Origin of the sequence: Blautia sp. Marseille-P2398 (assembly GCF_964240315.1) — a bacterium.
GTDB classification, from domain to species: domain Bacteria; phylum Bacillota; class Clostridia; order Lachnospirales; family Lachnospiraceae; genus Blautia_A; species Blautia_A wexlerae.
Window position 1 is genome coordinate 97,993 of the sequence record NZ_CAXSTD010000001.1, and the last position, 19,024, is coordinate 117,016.

The window sequence follows — 19,024 nt, forward strand, 5'->3', positions numbered from 1 at the left end:
TGCCTGCTCTGTCTGCCGGCGGCATACTGTCAATTATTTATTTCACTTTCAGAATATTTTTGCTATCCTGATACTCCTCCGGAATTTCTTCTGTAAGAATTTTAGCATCTGTAAACCCGCCGAATGTCACAGAACTTACTTCGCCAAACTTTGACTTATCTGTCAGAATATATACATCTTTGCACTGCTTCATTGCAGTACTCTTTACAATTGCTTCGCTGGTATCCGGTGTGGTGAAGCCTTCTCTTCTGGTGATTCCATTTGTTCCGAAAAATCCCTTTGTAAAATGATACATCTGGATCATCTGCATTGCCTGACTGCCTACGACTGCTTCTGTGGAACTCTTCAGTTCTCCTCCGATCAAATAAACCCGGATTCCCATCTTTGCCAGAGTCTGGGCGTGGGATACTGCATTGGTGACAAAGGCAGCTCTTACACCTGCCAGATATTCCAGCATCAGGCCAGTGGTGGTTCCTGCGTCCAGATAAACAAAATCATCCGGTGTGATCAGGCTGGCTGCATATTTTGCGATCTTTTGCTTTTCTTCTTTATTTAATTCTGATTTCTGCGCTACTGTCGGTTCATAGGCAGTTACTTTATGATTTAATGCTACTGCACCGCCGAAAACCTTGGTAAGTTTTCCTGCTTTGTCCAATGCAGTAATGTCTCTGCGCACTGTGGACTCTGATGCATCCAGAAGTTCTCTCAGTTCTGTTACTGTAACACTCTTTTTTTCTTCCAGAAGCTTCAGAATAATATCAAATCTCTGTTCTGTAAGCATGTACCCCTGCCTCCATTGTATATTTGCTTTGATTGTTTACTTCTGATTATTTTCTCCGATATCTACGAATTGCTCCGCTGCTTCGTAGCTCCCGCAATTCTACAAACATTCGGAATCCGCAGATTTACTTCGTAAATCGCTACTTCCTCATGTTTGGCGGGTCCCAAGTTCAAAAGTCTTATCGTGCAAGCACGAACGACTTTCTGCCTTTTGACCCTGATATTTCATTATAACAGAAACAGGAGATGAATGCATCATCTCCTGTCTGTCAGTTTCTTATTTTATTCCGTAAATTTACAGGTTGTCCTGCATGAATTTGCTCACTGCTTCATATGCTGCTTCTTCATCAGCACCTTCGATTGTGAATGTTACTTCATGACCTTTCTTAACGCCAAGTCCCATCAGTGCAAGAAGTTTTCTGCAGTCTACTTTTTTACCTTCTTTTTCAATAGAGATTGTTGACTCAAATCCCTTTACCAGTTTTACAAGTTCTCCTGCAGGACGTGCGTGGATTCCTTCGTTGTCTGTAACTACATACTTAAATTCTTTCATTTTGATATCCTCCATGTTCTTTATTTTAATTTTTTGTTATTGCTTTTTTATTTCGCTGCTTATGCTGCTTTCTTCTTTAACAGACCAAGAAGAACTGCAGAGATTACTGTTCCCGCAACCAGTGCGACCAGGTACATAACTGCGTTTCCAACCACAGGGAATACGAAAATTCCACCGTGTGGTGCCATCAGTGTACAGTCGAATGCCATGGAAATCGCTCCTGCCACCGCAGATCCTACGATACAGGAAGGAAGTACACGAAGGGGGTCAGATGCTGCGAATGGAATCGCACCTTCTGTGATAAATGCAAGACCCATGATAAAGTTGGTAGGACCTGCATCTCTCTCTTCTTTTGTGAACTTATCCTTAAACAGCAGTGTTGCCAGTGCAATTGCACAGGGAGGTGTCATACCGCCAATCATAACTGCTGCCATAATATCATAGTTACCTGCTGCAATTGCAGCTGTTCCGAATACATATGCTGCTTTGTTGAACGGACCACCCATATCAATAGCCATCATTCCGCCAAGCACAATGCCAAGTATTACTTTACTAGAACTTCCCATTCCTGTCAAGGCATTATTCAGACCTGTGTTGATACCGCCCATAACCGGCTCTACAATAAATGTCATCAGGAGTCCCATAACAAGGATTCCAACTACAGGATAGATTAAAACAGGAGCGATCTTTTCCAGGGCTTCCGGAAGTTTATCACATAATTTACGAAGTCCAAGAATAATATATCCGGCTGCAAAGCCTGCAAGCAAAGCTCCAAGGAAACCAGATTTACCGTTGGCTGCCATCATACCGCCTACCAGACCAAGTGCAAGTGCCGGTCTGTCACCGATTGCCATTGCAATAAATCCGGCAAGGATCGGAAGCATAAATCCGAATGCTGTACCACCGATGCCTTTAAACAGAGCCGCTACCGGAGTAATGGTACCGAAGTTTGCTCTCTGATCTGCCGGAAGCGCACTTAAATCTACACTTAATCCATCGATCAGGAACGCAATGGCGATCAGGATACCACCGCCTACAACCAACGGAAGCATATGAGATACGCCATTCATCAGCTGCATATAGATCTTATGTCCTACACTGCCGCCGGATTTGTTACCGGCAGAAGATGTCTGGGAACCGGCTGCTGCGTGGTAGACCGGTGCATCCCCATTGATTGCTCTGTCAATGAGCTGATCTGCTTTACTGATTCCGTCGGATACCTGACATTCGATCACTTTTTTACCATCGAAACGTTCCATGGGAACTTTGGCATCTGCTGCGACAATAATACAGTCTGCATCAGCAATCTCCTGATCTGTCAGCACATTCTTTGCACCGCCGGATCCGCGGGTTTCGATCTTTATAAAACAGTTCTTTGCTTTTGCAGCTTTTTCAATTCCTTCTGCTGCCATGTACGTATGTGCGATACCGGTAGGACAAGAAGTAACAGCAAGGATCTTAGCCTGTGTTCCTTCTGTTGATCCGGTATCTGCCAGTCTCTCATCAATATCTTTCTTTTCACTGTCTGCCCTGTCAATAATATCCATAAACTCATCTACAGACGATGCATTGCGAAGAGATTCTGTAAACTCCTCATCCATCAGCATCACAGAGAGCTTGCTGAGTACATCCAGGTGAATGTTATCCTCTGTATTCGGCGCTGCGATCAGGAATAATAAGGTTACAGGTTCATCATCCAGTGCCTCAAACTCTACACCATTTTTGATGACCATTGCCGCAAGTCCCGGCTTCTTAACTGCATCACATTTACCATGAGGAATAGCAATTCCCTCGCCAATACCTGTTGTGCTCTCTTCTTCTCTTAAATATACCTGTTTACGATAAGCCTCACGATTGCTGATCTTCTCACTCTTTACCATCAGATCAACTGCCATATCCAGAGTTTCTGACTTTGTTTTCGGAGCAGCTGTTAACGATACGCTTCGTCTGTCAAGCAGGTCTGTTATTCTCATCTTTTCTTCCCCCTTTATTATTTTTCGGTTATCTGACGATAAACCGCTTCTATTTCTTCCTTTCTTGCAAGATTTTCAGAAAATGCACTTGCACTTCCTGCTGCAATTCCCATGTGGAATGCATGTTCGTAATCCTTCTTCTCCATCCAGCCTGCAACGAATCCTGCTACCATGGAATCTCCTGCACCCACACCATTTACCAGCCTGCCTTTTGGTGCAGGTTCTTCAAATACCTGTCCATCCTCTGCTACCAGAACTGCACCTTCGCCGGCCATGGAGATCAGCACATTTCTTGCACCTTTTTCCTGAAGTTTCTTTCCATAAGGAATTACATCTTTTCTTGTTTTTAATTCTACACCGAAGATCTCGCCCAGTTCATGATTATTTGGTTTTACAAGGAACGGATGATATTTCAGAACATTGACCAGAAGATCCTTTGTGGCATCAACTACGATCATCACACCTTTTCCATCCAGCCTTGCCATGATCTGTTCATACATGTCATCCGGCATAGAAGATGGAATGCTGCCTGCCAGGAAAAGTACATCGCCTTCTCCAAGCTGTTCCAGTTTCTTCATCAATTCCTCTACTTTATCCTTGCTGATCACCGGTCCTGCACCATTGATCTCGGTTCCGTCAATAGATTTCAGTTTCAGATTGATCCTTGAAACCCCTTCACTAATTTGAATGAACTCAGATTTTACTCCCATCTCATGTAATCTACGGATAATTTCTTTCCCTACAAACCCTGCGGTAAATCCAAGTGCAGTGTTCTCAATCCCAAGATTCATAAGGACTGTGGAAACATTAATTCCCTTTCCCCCCGGAAGCATCAGCTCTGAACTTGTTCTGTTTGTCAGCCCCAGTTTAAAATCATCTACCGAAACGATGTAGTCCAGAGATGGATTAAAAGTCACTGTGTAAATCATCTCTTCTTTTCCCTCCTGTTTTATATTGGTATCCTTTCGGAGTCTTTATTTCACTTGCACCAAAAGATTCCAAAAGTACATATTGTCATGTCTTTTCTGCATGTTCGTGACTGTTTTTTGTTTACGTTCTTAGTATACTGTCATATTCGTTCAAAGTCAATCAAACTAATCCATAAAAATAATGACTGATTTTGGTTCACTTTGCACAAAAAAGTCATAGTCAGTCAAATGTAAGCAAAAAAATCCTCTGATCAGGATTGCTATAAATTCCATAATCAGAGGATTTACTGTTTTCTGTTATTTTATTACTTTTGATTCCTTACATTTTATGCTTTTCTGCTGCAAAGAATGCTTTTGTTTCTTTTACGATCACTCCACTTAATGCGAACAATGCGATCATATTCGGAATCGCCATCAGTCCGTTGAAAATATCTGCGATCGTCCATACAGCACTTACTGTCATGTACGGTCCGATAAATACTGCCAGAATGTAAAGCCAGCGGTATGTAAGGATTGTTTTCTTATGTCCGTTTGTCAGATATTCCAGACATCTTTCACTGTAATAATCCCATCCAAGAATTGTAGTAAATGCAAAGAATACCAGACAGATCATTAATACAAATGCAGAAATCTGTCCAGGGATCGGAAGTCCATGCTGGAATGCATAGGTTGTTACCTGAACACCTTCCAGACCTTCTACCTGCCATGCACCTGTCAGCACGATGGAAAGGCCTGTCATTGTACAAATCACGATTGTATCAATAAATGTACCAGTCATGCTTACAAGACCCTGACGTACAGGCTCTTTTGTCTGAGCTGCTGCCGCTGCGATAGGTGCGCTACCAAGACCTGCTTCATTTGAAAAAATACCACGAGCCACACCTTTCTGCATGGATACGATCATTGTTCCTACCACACCGCCTGTCACTGCTGACGGATTAAAGGCTCCCTTCACAACTGTTACGATAGCTGCCGGGATCTCTGTAATGTTTAAAAGAATCAGCGCTACACTGAAGATCAGATAGATCACCGCCATAAACGGTACAATAATCTGGCTGACTGTTGCAATTCGTTTCAGACCACCGATGAGGATTGCTGCAACACAGGCTGCAAGAATCAGGGAAGAAATTACAACTGCCCAGGAATACTCTCCAAGGAACGGAATATTTACACAGTTTGATTTGTTCGGATCAAAGAAGTTCTGAACTGCACTGGAAATACCATTTACCTGGCTGAATGTACCGATTCCGAAAAGACCTACACATACACCAAAGAATGCAAAGATCTTTGCAAGCCATTTCCATTTTGTTCCCATACCTTTCTCAATATAATAGAAAGGACCGCCAAGGCTGTGACCGTCTTCTGCTACCACACGGTATTTCACTGCAAGAAGACCTTCGGAAAATTTTGTTGCCATTCCGAAGAATGCTGCAAGAATCATCCAGAATAAAGCTCCGGGACCTCCGGCACAGACAGCAGTTGCAACACCGACGATATTACCGGTTCCGATTGTGGCGCTCAGTGCTGTACATAAAGCTGCAAAACTGGAAATCTCACCATCGCCTTCTTCTTCGTTCTTAAACATCCATTTCAATGCAAGAGGGAGTCTTCGCATCTGAAGAAGTCCAAGTCTGGCAGTTAACAGGATACCACCTGCCATGATCAGGACCATAAGGGGCACGCCCCAGACCAGATTGTCTACTGTTGTCAAAAAAGAATTGATCGCTTCCCACATAATAATAAATCTCCTTTTTCTTTTAAAAAGTGTAATATATTGTACAGCTGGGAAACAAAGTAATAACAGACCGTTTCAAAAATCAGAAGTTCAGAAAATACTGTTCATATAGTTCATATGAATCAGCGGGGATGATAAAGCATCCTCTGTCCTTTTGCCTGAGAGATTCAAGACACGAATCAGATAACCATTTGTGGGTAGCTATTGATAATTCGTGTTATTTGCACCTTCGGCCCCCGATCTAACGGGTGTCTCCAGAGAAACGATCCATTTGCAGTTCTTCCCTGCATCCAGGGAACCTGAGAGTTTTACTCCTTCGGCGGGTATAGCCTTTTGTGTGGCTTCCTCTTTCCTGCAAACTTCACCTCGTTAATTTGCTGTTACTGTGGTATACTATAGCTCTTAAATTTGAACTCGTCAATAGAAAATTAAACTTTTATAAAAAAAGTATAAAAATTCCAGAGATTTCCACCTTGTAAAATCCCTGGATATTTAAATAATTTTTATACATCAGCCATATCAGCTGCAAACAGCGCCGCGCCAAGTGCACCGCAAAGCTGAGCCTTGTCACTGATTACCAGCTTTGTTCCAAGCTTCTCTTCCAGTGTCTTTACCAGGCCCTTATTCTTAGAAACACCACCGGTCATCATATATTTCTCCTCACCGCCCACACGTCTGGTAAGAGCTGCGGTTTTTACGGCAACCGCCTTATTCAGACCATGAACAATATCATCTGTTGCCTTATTCTGGGCGATCAGGGATACAACTTCTGATTCTGCAAATACTGTACACATACTGGAAATTGTAATATCTTCTTTGAATTCCAGCCCACATTCGCTCATCTGATCCAGATTCATTTCCATGGTACGTGCCATCATTTCCAGAAATCGTCCGGTTCCTGCCGCACATTTGTCATTCATAACAAAGTTTGCAACTGCACCTTTCTCATCCAGTCGGATCACCTTGCTGTCCTGTCCGCCAATATCAATAACAGTACGGACTTCCGGATTCAGGAAATGCGCACCTCTTGCATGACAGGTGATCTCTGTGATACTCTTATCACCATTTTTAATAGCTGTACGTCCGTATCCGGTAGTAACCAGCGCATCAATATCTTCTCTCTGCAATCCGGCCTCCTTCAATGCCTCTGCAAGGGCACGGTCTGCTCCGATAGCAGCTCCTGCTCCTGTAGGCAGGATAATGCTGGTCACAATCTCATGATCTTTATTTAAAATCACCACATCTGTACTGGTGGAACCACTGTCAATCCCTGCGAAATAACCTTTTCCCATTTTTCTCTCTCCTTTTGTGTCTCCATCTATGGTCTGCTCCAGTGTTTCAGGCTGAATGCTCTCTGCAAAAGCTTCCAGTCTGGTAAGAAGCTGACCGCTGCTCTGAATAGTATAATCTGATTCGATTTTTAAAAGAGGTACATCTGTATGATTCTTGATCTCAGCATATTCGAAGCTGTAAAAATCGCAAAACTTCACTGTATGATAAATAATCCCCGCAACAGACGGATCATTATAAAGCTTCTTACGACCTGTCGGGTCCATCATACGCATACATGGAATCTGCCCCAGAATCTCACCTGCATACCAGTCCATCAGCTCATCAAAAGAAGCACCCTCCGGTGGAAGTATATTTCCCACAGAACGGTTATGCACGCAGGTATCATTCTCTACAGGAAGAGGCATAGCTTTGCTGGTCATTTCAAATAATTCCTGCCCCATTCTGGCGCCAAGCACTGCAATATGGGACTTTGTGATTTTCTCCTGTGCATGGAAAGCAGCCCGGAATTTTCCGGCATCAAACTCTGTGCCTTTGTACTGTGCATAAGCCTTCGCCAACCCTTTTAACTGTACAGCCATACGCTCTCTGCTACAGGCACTGTCACAGTGAAGCACATCCAAAATATAGAGAAAATCCAGCTTGCCGCTTTCAAGCAGAATGTCATAGACACTCCGGATAGTATCACAGCAGCTCACCAGGACAAGTTCCTTGATTTTCCCCTCCATGACTCCTTCCAGAAGTGTTTTTCCAAAACCGCAGATATTGGGATGTGAAACCTGATCGGCCAGGTCAAATCCCTCCGGCATATGATTAAAGTTCTCACATTCCCCGCCAAGAGATTCCAGAAGTTCAATTGGGGTATATTTACAGACATAGTAAGTTTTATTCATTCTCAGCACCTCCCAGCATTTCCAGAAAAGCTCCCAGCCTGGTGGAAGTCTGTCCTTCTCCTCCATGGCTTCGATCACACCCGTCACCGTCCAGGATCAAAAGGGGCAGACCGGCTTCCTCGAACTTCTTCTTTGCAAGCTGTGCCGCACCAAGCGTATGTTTACATCCCCAATGTCCAAACCACACAGCACCGTCTGCTCCTGCCTGTTTCGCATGGCGGATACCGGCTTCAATCCTTCTAAGGGCACTTCCGTTCAGTGAATGATATACCATTCTTTCTGCCATTGCTTCAAAGGGGTTCTCAGGATCAAAATCCGGCTCACAGGTTTCTGCAAGTTCACATCCTACGATCTGGGCTTTCTCACTGAAGCAAAGCTCCTGGCGCACTGCATCCGACCAGAATGGAATGGTATGCATCCAGTAAATGTGCTTCCCTTTCGCTGCCGGTGCTTTCTTAATATCTTCAAGAAGCATCTGTGTATACTTCTCTTCTTCTGCTGTTCCCAGAAGGATATTGTTTGTCATTCCTGCATACAAGGGTGTGACCAGATCAGAGGGCACATATCTGTCTGCACGCATCTGCTGATATTTTTTGTAATTCTCCAGAGTCCGCTTACTGCAGGCAAGACGTTCCTTTAATCTGTCCTCAGAGATTGTTTTTCCTGTATTTTTTTCCAGAAATATTTTTAAATCCTTTAACTGATCTGCCACATACTGTACATTCTCTGTGGTCTGATTCCATGGTACATCAATGGCAAATACAGGTACCTGGTAAAAATCTGCCAGGGTACGGAAGGTGAGCAGGTTAGCATCGCAGGTCAGGTTGGTATAAACAATACATTTAGGCTTTGGCAGAAGTCCTTTCTGCGCTGCACCAAGAAATGTCTTGTGATAACTGCACAGTGTCTCTGCAATTCCCTGATTCTCTGCCTGCTGCAAAAATGCCCTCTCTGCTTTGCTTGCAGAAAGATAGCAGGAAAATCCTTCTACATTATAGGGATGTAATCCCACCTCCTGCATCATTTCACAGGGAGTAAAAATACTTACAATAACAGAATCTTCCGGTTTCTGAAGTGGACGCAGCATGGTATCCATCATCAGATTTGCAAGGTGCCTGTCTGCAGGCATCAGTCTCTTGTCCTGCATGTAACGGAACTTCAGATTCTGCACCTCCCAACCGGTTTTTAACAGCCGGCGGGCTGACTGAGGCTTTTTATCCGTCAGATTTTCCACATAATGACCAAATGTCTCAATAATCTCCATAGTCTGTCTCTTCCTCATTATGGTAATAATAATTTATCAATTGTCAGTGCACAAATAGTGCCACGGAATATTTTAATAATATCTTTTTTTGAAGTCAAGCTGAATTTTCTCCAAAGTTCAGCTGTTTTTGCACATTCTTCTTGACAAAAAAGTCTCAAATGATACACTTTTGAATGTATTATTTTTCAAAAAAAGGAAGAAATAATATAGGAAAGATTTTTTACGAAAGGAAGGAATTTTTAAAATGCGTTCATTGGCAGTTTATTTAAAAAACTACAAAAAAGAAAGCATCCTGGCGCCATTTTTTAAATTTCTGGAGGTTGTATTTGACCTGATCGTGCCTATCGTCATTGCACAGATCATTGATGTAGGTATTGCAAACCATGACAACAAATACATTGTCCAGAGATTTTTTATTCTTATTTTAATGGCAGCTCTTGGTCTTGCCAGCAGCATTACAGCTCAGTTCTTTGCAGCCAAAGCCAGCGTGGGCTTTGCCACTAAATTAAGACAGGCAGTTTATGACCATGTACAGCATCTGTCTTTTACAGAGCTGGATACCCTGGGAACAGACACCCTGATCACAAGACTTACCGACGATATCAATCAGGTCCAGAACGGACTGAACATGGGGCTTCGTCTTCTTCTTCGAAGTCCGTTTATCGTACTTGGATCCATGGTCATGGCATTTACCATTGATTTTAAATGTGCTCTGGTTTTTGCTGTTGCGATCCCGTTTCTGTTTCTGGTTGTCTTTGTCATTATGTTTTTCAGTATTCCTCTGTTTAAAAAGGTACAGGGAAAACTGGACACAGTAACCGGACTGACCAGAGAAAACCTTACAGGCGTCCGCGTTATCCGTGCATTCTGCCGCGAAAAAGAGGCAGTTGCAGAATTTGATACCCGCAATCAGGAGCTGACAAAGTTAAATCTCTTTGTAGGAAAGCTTTCCGCTTTGTTAAATCCGGTCACTTATGTACTGATCAATATTGCTACTGTTATTCTGATCCAGAAAGCAGGAGTAGAAGTAAATCTTGGCGGTATGCAGCAGGGACAGGTTGTTGCCCTTTATAACTATATGGCTCAGATGATCGTGGAACTGATCAAGCTTGCCTCCCTGATCATCACCCTGAACAAATCTGCAGCCTGCGCAGGACGTGTGGCAGATATCCTGAAAGTGAAATCTACTATGGATTACCCCTCTTCCTCCACATATTCTGCTCAGATATCGAAGGACCTTGCAACAGCAACTGCTGATGCATCACTTTCTGAAAATGCCATCGTATTCAATGACGTAACCTTTGAGTACAGCAAAGCCGGTGCCCCCAGTCTTTCCCATATCAGTTTTTCTGTAAAAAAGGGACAGACCGTAGGTATTATCGGTGGTACAGGAAGCGGAAAAACCACTCTGGTAAATCTGATCTCCAGATTCTATGATGCCAGCAAAGGAACTGTTCTGCTGGATGGTCAGAATATTGAAAATTACACCAGAAGTGATCTCCGCTCCAGAATCGGCGTTGTTCCACAGAAGGCAGCTCTTTTCAAAGGCTCTATCCGAGACAATCTGAAATGGGGCCGGGAAGATGCCTCTGACGAGGATCTATGGCAGGCACTTACCACAGCACAGGGAAAAGAGGTAGTAGAGGGTAAACCGGGACAGCTTGATTTTATGCTGGAACAGAACGGTAAAAACCTTTCCGGCGGCCAGAAACAAAGACTTACCATTGCCCGTGCCCTGGTAAAAAAACCTGAAATCCTGATTCTGGATGACAGTGCCAGTGCCCTGGACTTTGCCACTGATGCAGCACTGCGTAAGTCTCTCAACAGACTTGACTGGAAAGTAACTACATTTCTGGTATCCCAGCGTTCCTCCAGCATTCAGCAGGCAGACTTGATCCTTGTCCTTGATAACGGTACTCTGGCAGGTAAGGGTACTCATGCTGAACTGCTGCGTACCTGTGATACTTACCGGGAAATCTACTTCTCTCAGTTTCCGGAAGAAAGAGCCAGATACTCCTCTGTATCTGCAGGTAATATAATGAAGGAGGTGACTGTATGAGCAGATCAACAATAAAAGATCCTGCTAAAAGCAAAAGCAGCGAAACTTTTTTTAAAGTACTGCGTTTCATCGGAAGATACCGTTTTCTGCTGATCTTCAGTATCATACTGGCAGCAGTTTCCGTTATCCTTCAGCTGTATGTCCCAATCCTATTCGGAAATGCCATTGATCAGGTCATTGCCCAACATCAGGTAAACTTCGAAATGATGTGGTATTACCTGTCACGTATCCTTGTAATGGTCATCCTCTCTTCTGCTGCCACGTGGCTTATGAATGTGATAAATAATCGCATGACCTACCAGACAGTAAAGGATATCCGTGCCAAAGCCATCCGACACATTCAGGTACTTCCCCTCTCTTACCTTGACGGACACAGTACCGGAGATATCATCAGCCGTATTATCGCAGATACAGATATTCTATCCGATGGTATGTTGCTTGGATTTACCCAGCTTTTTTCCGGAATCGTAACGATCATCGGAACACTGATCTTCATGTTCTCCAAAAACTTCTGGATTACATTGATGGTCATTGTCCTGACCCCCGTAAGCTTTTTGGTGGCCAAATTTATTTCTTCCCATACCTTCCAGATGTTCCGGAAGCAAAGCGATGCCAGAGGACGTCAGACTGCTCTCATTGAAGAGATGATTGGAAACCAGAAGGTTGTTCAGGCTTTTGGATATGAGGAAAAATCTTCTGAACGCTTTGCAAAGGTTAACGAAGAATTACAGGAATGCAGTCTGAAGGCTGTTTTTTACAGCAGCCTGACAAACCCTTCCACCCGTTTTGTCAATAATATTATTTATGCCTGTGTTGCACTGGTGGGTGCATTCATTATCCCTGGAGGCAGACTGACAGTCGGAGGACTTTCCGTACTTCTCTCCTATGCCAACCAGTATATGAAACCATTCAATGATATCAGTTCCGTTGTTACAGAACTTCAGAATGCTCTTGCCTGTGCAGGCAGAATCTTCGATCTGCTGGAGGAGGAACCGGAAGTTGCAGAGGCTTCTGAGACACTGAAAGATGTAAAGGGTGAAGTAGATATTAAGAATGTGTGCTTCCATTATGATGAATCAAAGAAACTGATTGAGGACTTTAATCTCCATGTAAAACCAGGTATGCGCGTTGCCATTGTAGGACCTACCGGATGCGGTAAGTCAACCTTTATCAACCTTCTGATGAGATTCTATGATGTAAATTCCGGATCTATTTCCGTTGACGGCAAACCAATCAGAGACATTACCCGCCATTCTCTCAGAAGCAGCTATGGTATGGTGCTTCAGGAAACATGGATCAAAAACGGAACTGTCCGCGACAATATCTCGATTGGAAAACCGGAAGCTACAGATACTGAAATCATCGAAGCAGCCAAGCTTACCCACAGCTGGGAATTTATCCGGAGGCTTCCTAAAGGACTGGACACCATGCTCAACGAAGACAGCTTAAGCCAGGGACAGAAACAGCTGCTGTGTATCACACGAGTTATGCTCTGTCTGCCTCCGATGCTGATCCTGGATGAAGCCACTTCCAGTATTGATACACGAACAGAATTACAAATTCAGGAAGCGTTTGAACGAATGATGGAGGGAAGAACAAGCTTTATCGTAGCTCACAGGCTTTCAACCATCCGAAATGCAGATCTGATTCTTGTTATGAAAGACGGAAGTATCATTGAGCAGGGTACTCATGATGAGCTGATTGCAAAAGGTGGATTTTACCATACTTTATATAACAGCCAGTTTGCAAAAGTTTCTGAATAAAACAAGCCAGATAATAAATCAAAAAGGAACAGCTGTCCATCACGGCTGTTCCTCTTTTTGATTTTGTAAAATGTTTTTTTATTTTTATCAGATTGCCCGGGTAGCATCTTTCAGCCATTCTTTTTCTTCTTCGTTCAAATACGGAGAAATCTTCTCATATACCTGCGCATGGTAATCATTGAGAAGGTTACGTTCCCGGACACTCATCAGTTCCGGCACCACTCCATCCAGATCAAAAGGTACCATAGTCAGAAATTCAAAGCACATAAACTGACCATACTCTGTTTTTTCAGCTTTTTTACAGACCATCAGATTTTCATGACGGATTCCAAATCCATCCTCTCTGTAATATCCCGGCTCATCAGAGGTAATCATTCCCTCCTCCAGCACTGCATTTCCACCCGGAACAATTTTCCATCGGAAGCTATTGGGTCCTTCATGGACATTCAGAAGATATCCTACTCCATGACCGGTTCCATGTTTAAAATCCTCTCCCATTTCCCACAACGGCTGTCTCGCCAGAATATCCAGATTTACACCGGTACAGCCATGAAGAAATCTGGCAGCTCCCAGATTCAGAGTTCCCCGCAAAACTGCTGTGAAGTACTTTTTCTCTTCCTCAGTAGTCGATCCCATGACAACAGTACGGGTAATATCAGTAGTTCCCTCTTTATAATGTCCTCCTGTATCTGCCAGAAGAAAGCCGGATGGTTCCAGAGGAATATCCGTTTCGGGTGTTGCAAAATAATGTACAATAGCAGCATGCTTTCCATAGGCAATAATCGGATCAAAACTGTTATCTATGAAATCCTCCTGTTCCGAACGGAATTCATATAGCTTTTCTGCTGCACTTAATTCTGTGATCGGACTCCTTCCAACATTCTTCTTTAACCAGTATATGAACTTTGTAACTGCAACTCCGTCTCTGATATGCGCAATGCGTTCATTTTCCACCTCAACAGGATTCTTCGTTGCCTTGGGAAGAAGTGTAAGATTTTCTTCATCCAAAATCCGAGTGTCTGCCGGAATATTGCTAACCAGACGACTGTTGACTTTCTTTTTGCAGAGAAGAACTTTTTTGTCCTTTTTAAATGTTTTCACATACTCATAGATACTGTCATAGGGAAAAAGGGTCACACCATCTTTTTCCAGCGCTTCCAGTACATCTGTCTGAAAGGCTTTCTCATTTGCAAAAAGTCTGATCTCTGTTTTTGTCATTACAAGATAAGAAAGAACCACCGGACAACAGTGGATATCTCCCCCACGTATATTTAACAGCCAGGCAATATCATCCAGAGAAGTCAGTACAAATAAATCTGCACCCTTCTTCTCCATTGCTTTGCGGATTCTTGCGCATTTATCAGCTCTGGATTCTCCTGCCCATTTTATATCCAGCTCTGTAACCGGTTCACAGGAAAGTACCGGACGGTTTTCCCATATATCGCCTGCCAGATCGTGATCAACACTGAGAGACACACCGTTTTCATCCAGCATTTTCTCCAATTCTGCTGCCTCTTTTGCACTGACAGTACGTCCGTCAAATCCCAGACACCTTCCCTGTGTCAGATTTTTTTTCAGAAATTCATGAACTGTGGGAACTTCCGGTTCACCCATTTTAAATAAAGTAATTCCTGTTCCCTCCAGCTGATCTGCAGCCTGGATAAAATAACGTCCATCCGTCCACAATCCTGCCATATCCTGCATGATCACCGCAGTGCCTGCAGAACCGGTAAATCCTGTGATATATTTTCTGCATTTGAAATATTCACCTACATATTCCGAACCATGGAAATCATCTGTAGGGATCAGATATGCATCAATTCCTGTCTCTTTCATGCGTGCACGAAGTGCTGTTATTCTCTCTTTTACTGTCATTCGTTTTTACCCCTAAGGCTGCTATCTGCAGTCGTTTTGTCATTTTCGCCAAGTGTTTCGTTCATACTTCCCATACGATATCCCAGAATATCCATGGTCACATAAGTGAATCCATACTCCTTAAATTTCTTTGCAATATCCTCTCGGACATTTTTTTCCAGAAGTTTCGGAAATTCCTCCGGCATAGTCTCAATTCTTGCAAGTGAACCGTGAATACGGACACGTACCTGATGGAATCCATAGTCAAGTAAAAGCTGCTCTGCTTTCTCAACCATTCCAAGCTTTTCCTCACTGATGGTCTCTCCATAGACAAACCTGGAGGACAGACAGGCAAATGACTGTTTGTCCCAAGTCGGAAGCCCCAGTTCCTTTGAGTATTCTCTGATCTCCGCTTTCGTCAGCTTCGCCTCACGTAGCGGGCTCTTAACTCCAAGTTCTTTTACGGCGATCAGACCTGGTCTGTAATCGCCGTTATCATCCATATTTGATCCCTCTGCAATATATTCAATCCCATTCTTTTTTGCAATATCGCCAATCTTCTCAAACAGTTCTTTTTTACATAAATAACATCTGTTCGGAGGATTCTTTGAAAATCCTTCAATCTCCAATTCCTCAGACTGGCAGATCACATGCTGAATCCCCTCTTTCTCGCAGAATGCCTTCGCTTCATTCAGCTCTCTTTTCGGGAAAGAACAGGATTGAGCCGTAATCGCAATCGCCTTATCACCCAGCACATCATGAGCTACTTTTAATAAGAATGTAGAATCCACTCCACTTGAGAAAGCAACTGCTACACTGCCAAGTCCCTTCAGATATTCTTTTAAATATTCCAGTTTATTTTCCATATCAGTCTGCCTCTTGTCCGTTTTTTATTGTACCTGTAGCACTCCTCGTAAATAATGTATATTGATCTGGCTCAACAGAGCGTGAAAGTTGAACTTTCTCAAATGTATTATTTAACAGGGTGCTATAGCTTCATTATAATATAGGCAATGACTGTTCAGCAACCTATTTTTCGCATTGCGAAATGTGTTACTGAAAATAGAACGAACAATATTGATTTATGTTTCTTGTATCTTTTCTAACGCTTCCCCGACTTCTGTTACTTCTTTAAATAGTTTCTAAAGTAACAGCCTCTCTTAACTTCTTTATTTACAGTTTGTCTACTTCTTTTTCTGAAGCAGTTCTCCGTTTGTTTCTTCCCCATTCATACATGACATAATAATTAACCACTACCCCATATTATAAATAACACCCAGAGATACTTATTTCAGACTGATAATCAGATTTTTATTGAATTTATTAATCTATATGTTATGACAACATATCTTTCAGACATGTACTCCGGTAGTCACTCGGTGATATTTTATATCTTTCTTTAAATACTCGGTTAAATGTTCTCTGACTTTCAAATCCACTATCCAGACAAATGTTTGTAATAGAATCACTCGTATTTTCCAAACGATGGCATGCATAGTTCAGCCTTGCATCGTTAAGATATTGATTAAAGTTTCTATGGAATGTTTTGGAAAAGAGTCTGGATAAAACATATTTGCTCACCCCCAGATCTTTTGCCATCTCTTCCAGAGAAAACTTCTTCTTAAAATTTGCTGATATATAGGAAACTGTCTGGTAAATAAGATCGTTGCTCCCCACATTACTCTTTTCTACCAAATTTAATTTTCCTATGCAGCGTGCCAACACAATTTGAAGATATGCCTGTGCAACAGTAATATCCGACTGTTCTGTCTCTAAAATTGCATTTATAACTCTATATACCTCCGGTTCAACCTTTTCCACTTTGATGATTGGGTATTCAGGAGCCATGGATTGCATGATATCTGAAAATTTGGCTATCGTAAATGGCGATGCAATCAGATAAGTCGCTTTATTTACACCGGGTGTCAGTACCTGATAGTGATGAATAACATCTGGAAATACAAAGCCTATATCTCCTTTTTCCATATGGTATAGTTCCTGTCCGACACCAAATTCTAATGCTCCACTTGTTACACAAACGATCTCCAGTGCATTATGAAGATGTGGTTCAATATGTTTTGACTTCCTATTTATTGCTATGATCTCCTCTTTTGTGTCAACATATTTTAACTGCATGAAATACTCCCCTTTGCAACATTTGTCTATATCTTCTTTCGATTTGGCAAGCAATCCTTTTACACCTATCTTATAATCAACTTGTAAATAAGGAAAGGAGGAATTGCAAATGAGCAACCTAAAAAAATATCTGAATGACCTTTTAGTATTCTACACTGAATATTTTGAGCATCCTTACCATGTATAAATACTAAAAGGACTATTTTGTGAAAACTGAATATTTTCTTAAGGCCATTTCACAAAAATGAAGTGGTCCTTTTTTATTTTCAAAATACAGTTCAATCACTTTATATATAGAAAAAAGCACTGTCTCATCGAGCAATGACCAGACAACGCTTTCTCCTGTCAATTCTAATTTATGTCCGATGCATCTGTTACTTCATCTGCAGCAATTTCTTTTTCTGCTTTCAGTTTTTTATTTGCATCTTCTACATTCATTCTTGAAAGTACAAACATAATCAATACATCAAAGATTAACGGAAGCCAAAGATACATAAACTGCATCATATCAAGTGCAGACTGCGGCTGAGTTACATTTGTTCCGACATATCCACTGAACTCAAGCATCCATCCAACAACAGCGGTTCCAATACCTCCACCGATTTTTACGCCAAGAGAAGTACAAGAGTACATCGTTCCGTCAATTCTCTTTCCCTGTGTAAGATAAGTGTATTCAGAGCAGGATGCGATAACTGCATTCATATCTCCCTGCCATGGTCCCTGACCTAAGGCTGCAAGAGCTGTAAACGCCATCATCAGCGGAACACTGCCCATATATCCGGCAATAACAACAAGTGCTCTACCAATGACTGCTAAAACATAACCTCTTAAGTTCAGTTTGTACATACCTTTCCACTTACCAACTAAGGTTGGTGTAAAAATTAAGGCAATGATCAGTGGAATATTAACTGCCCATGCAAATTGTCCAAACAAATTCTTATTTTTCAGTACCCATGTCATGTAATAAATGCCAGCTCCAATCATGGCACCATATAACTGCTGTAAAATATATGTTCCACAAATCATCATGTAATATTTGTTTTTAACAAGAAGCTTGAAGGCCTGTACCATTCCGTACTTTTCATTATCATCCTTTACTTCTCCTTCGTTAAGTTCTTCCTCAGGAAGTTCCTTAACAGAAAGTGCTGAAATCGTATTTATGACAAGACCAATGATTGCATAGATAATAGCAACCGTTCTCCATGCCGCAGCATCTCCACCACATTTATCTACAAATCCAACCGTAATCGCCTGAATCAGAAGACTTGTTGAAAATGCAAAAATAAAACGGTAAGATCCCATCTGCACACGCTCTTTGCTGTTCTTTGTAATCAGTGACGTAAGTGCTGAGTAAGCAATATTGTTTGCTGTATAAAACACACCATTTAACAGTGTATAAGAGATAAAGAACCATGCGTATTTAGCCGTTGTTCCAAAGCTGACTGGTATTGCAAAGCAGCAGACCAGCGTAATGGCACAACCAATGTATCCGTATAGCATCCATGGCTTCGCTTTTCCCATTTTACTGTGTGTTTTGTCAATCATTGATCCAAAAAATATATCCGTAAAACCATCAAATAGTTTTGATACGGCAATCAGGGTACCTACGACACCTGCAGCAAGTCCTACTGAGTCCGTCAGATAGACCATCATGAAAGATGTCAGGAAGGCATAGACTACATTACCTGCAATATCACCTGATCCATATCCAATTTTGTTATACCATTTCAAATACTTTTTTTCTTCCATCGAATTTCTTTGCTCCTCATCTTCATCGCACTTAGAATCTCAATAT

Annotated in this window: 13 protein-coding genes and 1 riboswitch; of the genes, 2 read left to right on the forward strand and 11 right to left on the reverse strand. The window is 42.2% G+C overall.

Annotated features, from left to right (window positions below; all coding sequences use genetic code 11):
- Window positions 1-37: 37 nt before the first annotated feature.
- From ACESZG_RS00415 to ACESZG_RS00445, 7 genes are all read right to left on the reverse strand, one after another.
- The gene (locus ACESZG_RS00415) at window positions 38-781 is read right to left on the reverse strand and encodes a DeoR/GlpR family DNA-binding transcription regulator (protein ID WP_008703558.1); all 744 of its coding nucleotides are present in this window, start codon (window positions 779-781) and stop codon (window positions 38-40) included.
- A 294-nt stretch (window positions 782-1,075) separates the two neighbouring features.
- Window positions 1,076-1,333, reverse strand: a complete 258-nt coding sequence (locus ACESZG_RS00420) for an HPr family phosphocarrier protein (protein WP_020993975.1) — start codon at window positions 1,331-1,333, stop codon at window positions 1,076-1,078.
- A gap of 59 nt (window positions 1,334-1,392) precedes the next feature.
- Window positions 1,393-3,306 carry a fructose-specific PTS transporter subunit EIIC gene (locus ACESZG_RS00425; protein WP_008703560.1) on the reverse strand — a complete coding sequence of 638 codons (1,914 nt, stop codon included), beginning with the start codon at window positions 3,304-3,306 and terminating at the stop codon, window positions 1,393-1,395.
- Between the two features lie 17 nt (window positions 3,307-3,323).
- A complete protein-coding gene (gene pfkB, locus ACESZG_RS00430; protein WP_055060007.1) occupies window positions 3,324-4,235 on the reverse strand; it encodes a 1-phosphofructokinase in 912 nt (303 codons plus the stop codon).
- Window positions 4,236-4,554: 319 nt separating this feature from the next.
- The gene (locus ACESZG_RS00435) at window positions 4,555-5,970 is read right to left on the reverse strand and encodes a sodium:alanine symporter family protein (RefSeq protein WP_008703562.1); all 1,416 of its coding nucleotides are present in this window, start codon (window positions 5,968-5,970) and stop codon (window positions 4,555-4,557) included.
- A 136-nt stretch (window positions 5,971-6,106) separates the two neighbouring features.
- A riboswitch (glycine riboswitch) is annotated at window positions 6,107-6,238 on the reverse strand.
- 235 nt (window positions 6,239-6,473) lie between these two features.
- Complete coding sequence (locus tag ACESZG_RS00440) at window positions 6,474-8,153, reverse strand: acyl-CoA dehydratase activase (protein WP_055152891.1); 1,680 nt, start codon at window positions 8,151-8,153, stop codon at window positions 6,474-6,476.
- A complete protein-coding gene (locus ACESZG_RS00445; protein ID WP_368208678.1) occupies window positions 8,146-9,417 on the reverse strand; it encodes a 2-hydroxyacyl-CoA dehydratase subunit D in 1,272 nt (423 codons plus the stop codon). Before ACESZG_RS00445 ends, ACESZG_RS00440 begins: the two co-directional genes overlap by 8 nt.
- A 244-nt stretch (window positions 9,418-9,661) precedes the next feature.
- Here ACESZG_RS00445 and ACESZG_RS00450 point away from each other — a divergent pair, with 244 nt between their 5' ends.
- Together ACESZG_RS00450 and ACESZG_RS00455 are read left to right on the forward strand one after the other, a co-directional pair.
- Complete coding sequence (locus ACESZG_RS00450) at window positions 9,662-11,476, forward strand: ABC transporter ATP-binding protein (protein WP_118340068.1); 1,815 nt, start codon at window positions 9,662-9,664, stop codon at window positions 11,474-11,476.
- Window positions 11,473-13,239 carry an ABC transporter ATP-binding protein gene (locus tag ACESZG_RS00455; protein ID WP_118340071.1) on the forward strand — a complete coding sequence of 589 codons (1,767 nt, stop codon included), beginning with the start codon at window positions 11,473-11,475 and terminating at the stop codon, window positions 13,237-13,239. Before ACESZG_RS00450 ends, ACESZG_RS00455 begins: the two co-directional genes overlap by 4 nt.
- 87 nt (window positions 13,240-13,326) lie before the next feature.
- On the opposite strand, the gene ACESZG_RS00460 is transcribed toward ACESZG_RS00455, so the two are convergent.
- The 4 genes from ACESZG_RS00460 to ACESZG_RS00475 form a co-directional block, all read right to left on the reverse strand.
- Window positions 13,327-15,114 (reverse strand): aminopeptidase P family protein, encoded by a 1,788-nt coding sequence (locus tag ACESZG_RS00460; protein ID WP_173702303.1) that lies wholly within the window; start codon window positions 15,112-15,114, stop codon window positions 13,327-13,329.
- A complete protein-coding gene (larE, locus tag ACESZG_RS00465) occupies window positions 15,111-15,959 on the reverse strand; it encodes an ATP-dependent sacrificial sulfur transferase LarE (RefSeq protein ID WP_161275919.1) in 849 nt (282 codons plus the stop codon). The genes ACESZG_RS00460 and larE overlap by 4 nt, the downstream gene beginning before the upstream one ends.
- Window positions 15,960-16,428: 469 nt before the next feature.
- The gene (locus tag ACESZG_RS00470; protein WP_161275918.1) at window positions 16,429-17,229 is read right to left on the reverse strand and encodes an AraC family transcriptional regulator; all 801 of its coding nucleotides are present in this window, start codon (window positions 17,227-17,229) and stop codon (window positions 16,429-16,431) included.
- 351 nt (window positions 17,230-17,580) lie between these two features.
- Window positions 17,581-18,978: an MFS transporter gene (locus tag ACESZG_RS00475; RefSeq protein WP_025577106.1), complete on the reverse strand. Its 1,398-nt coding sequence runs from the start codon at window positions 18,976-18,978 to the stop codon at window positions 17,581-17,583.
- Window positions 18,979-19,024: the final 46 nt, after the last annotated feature.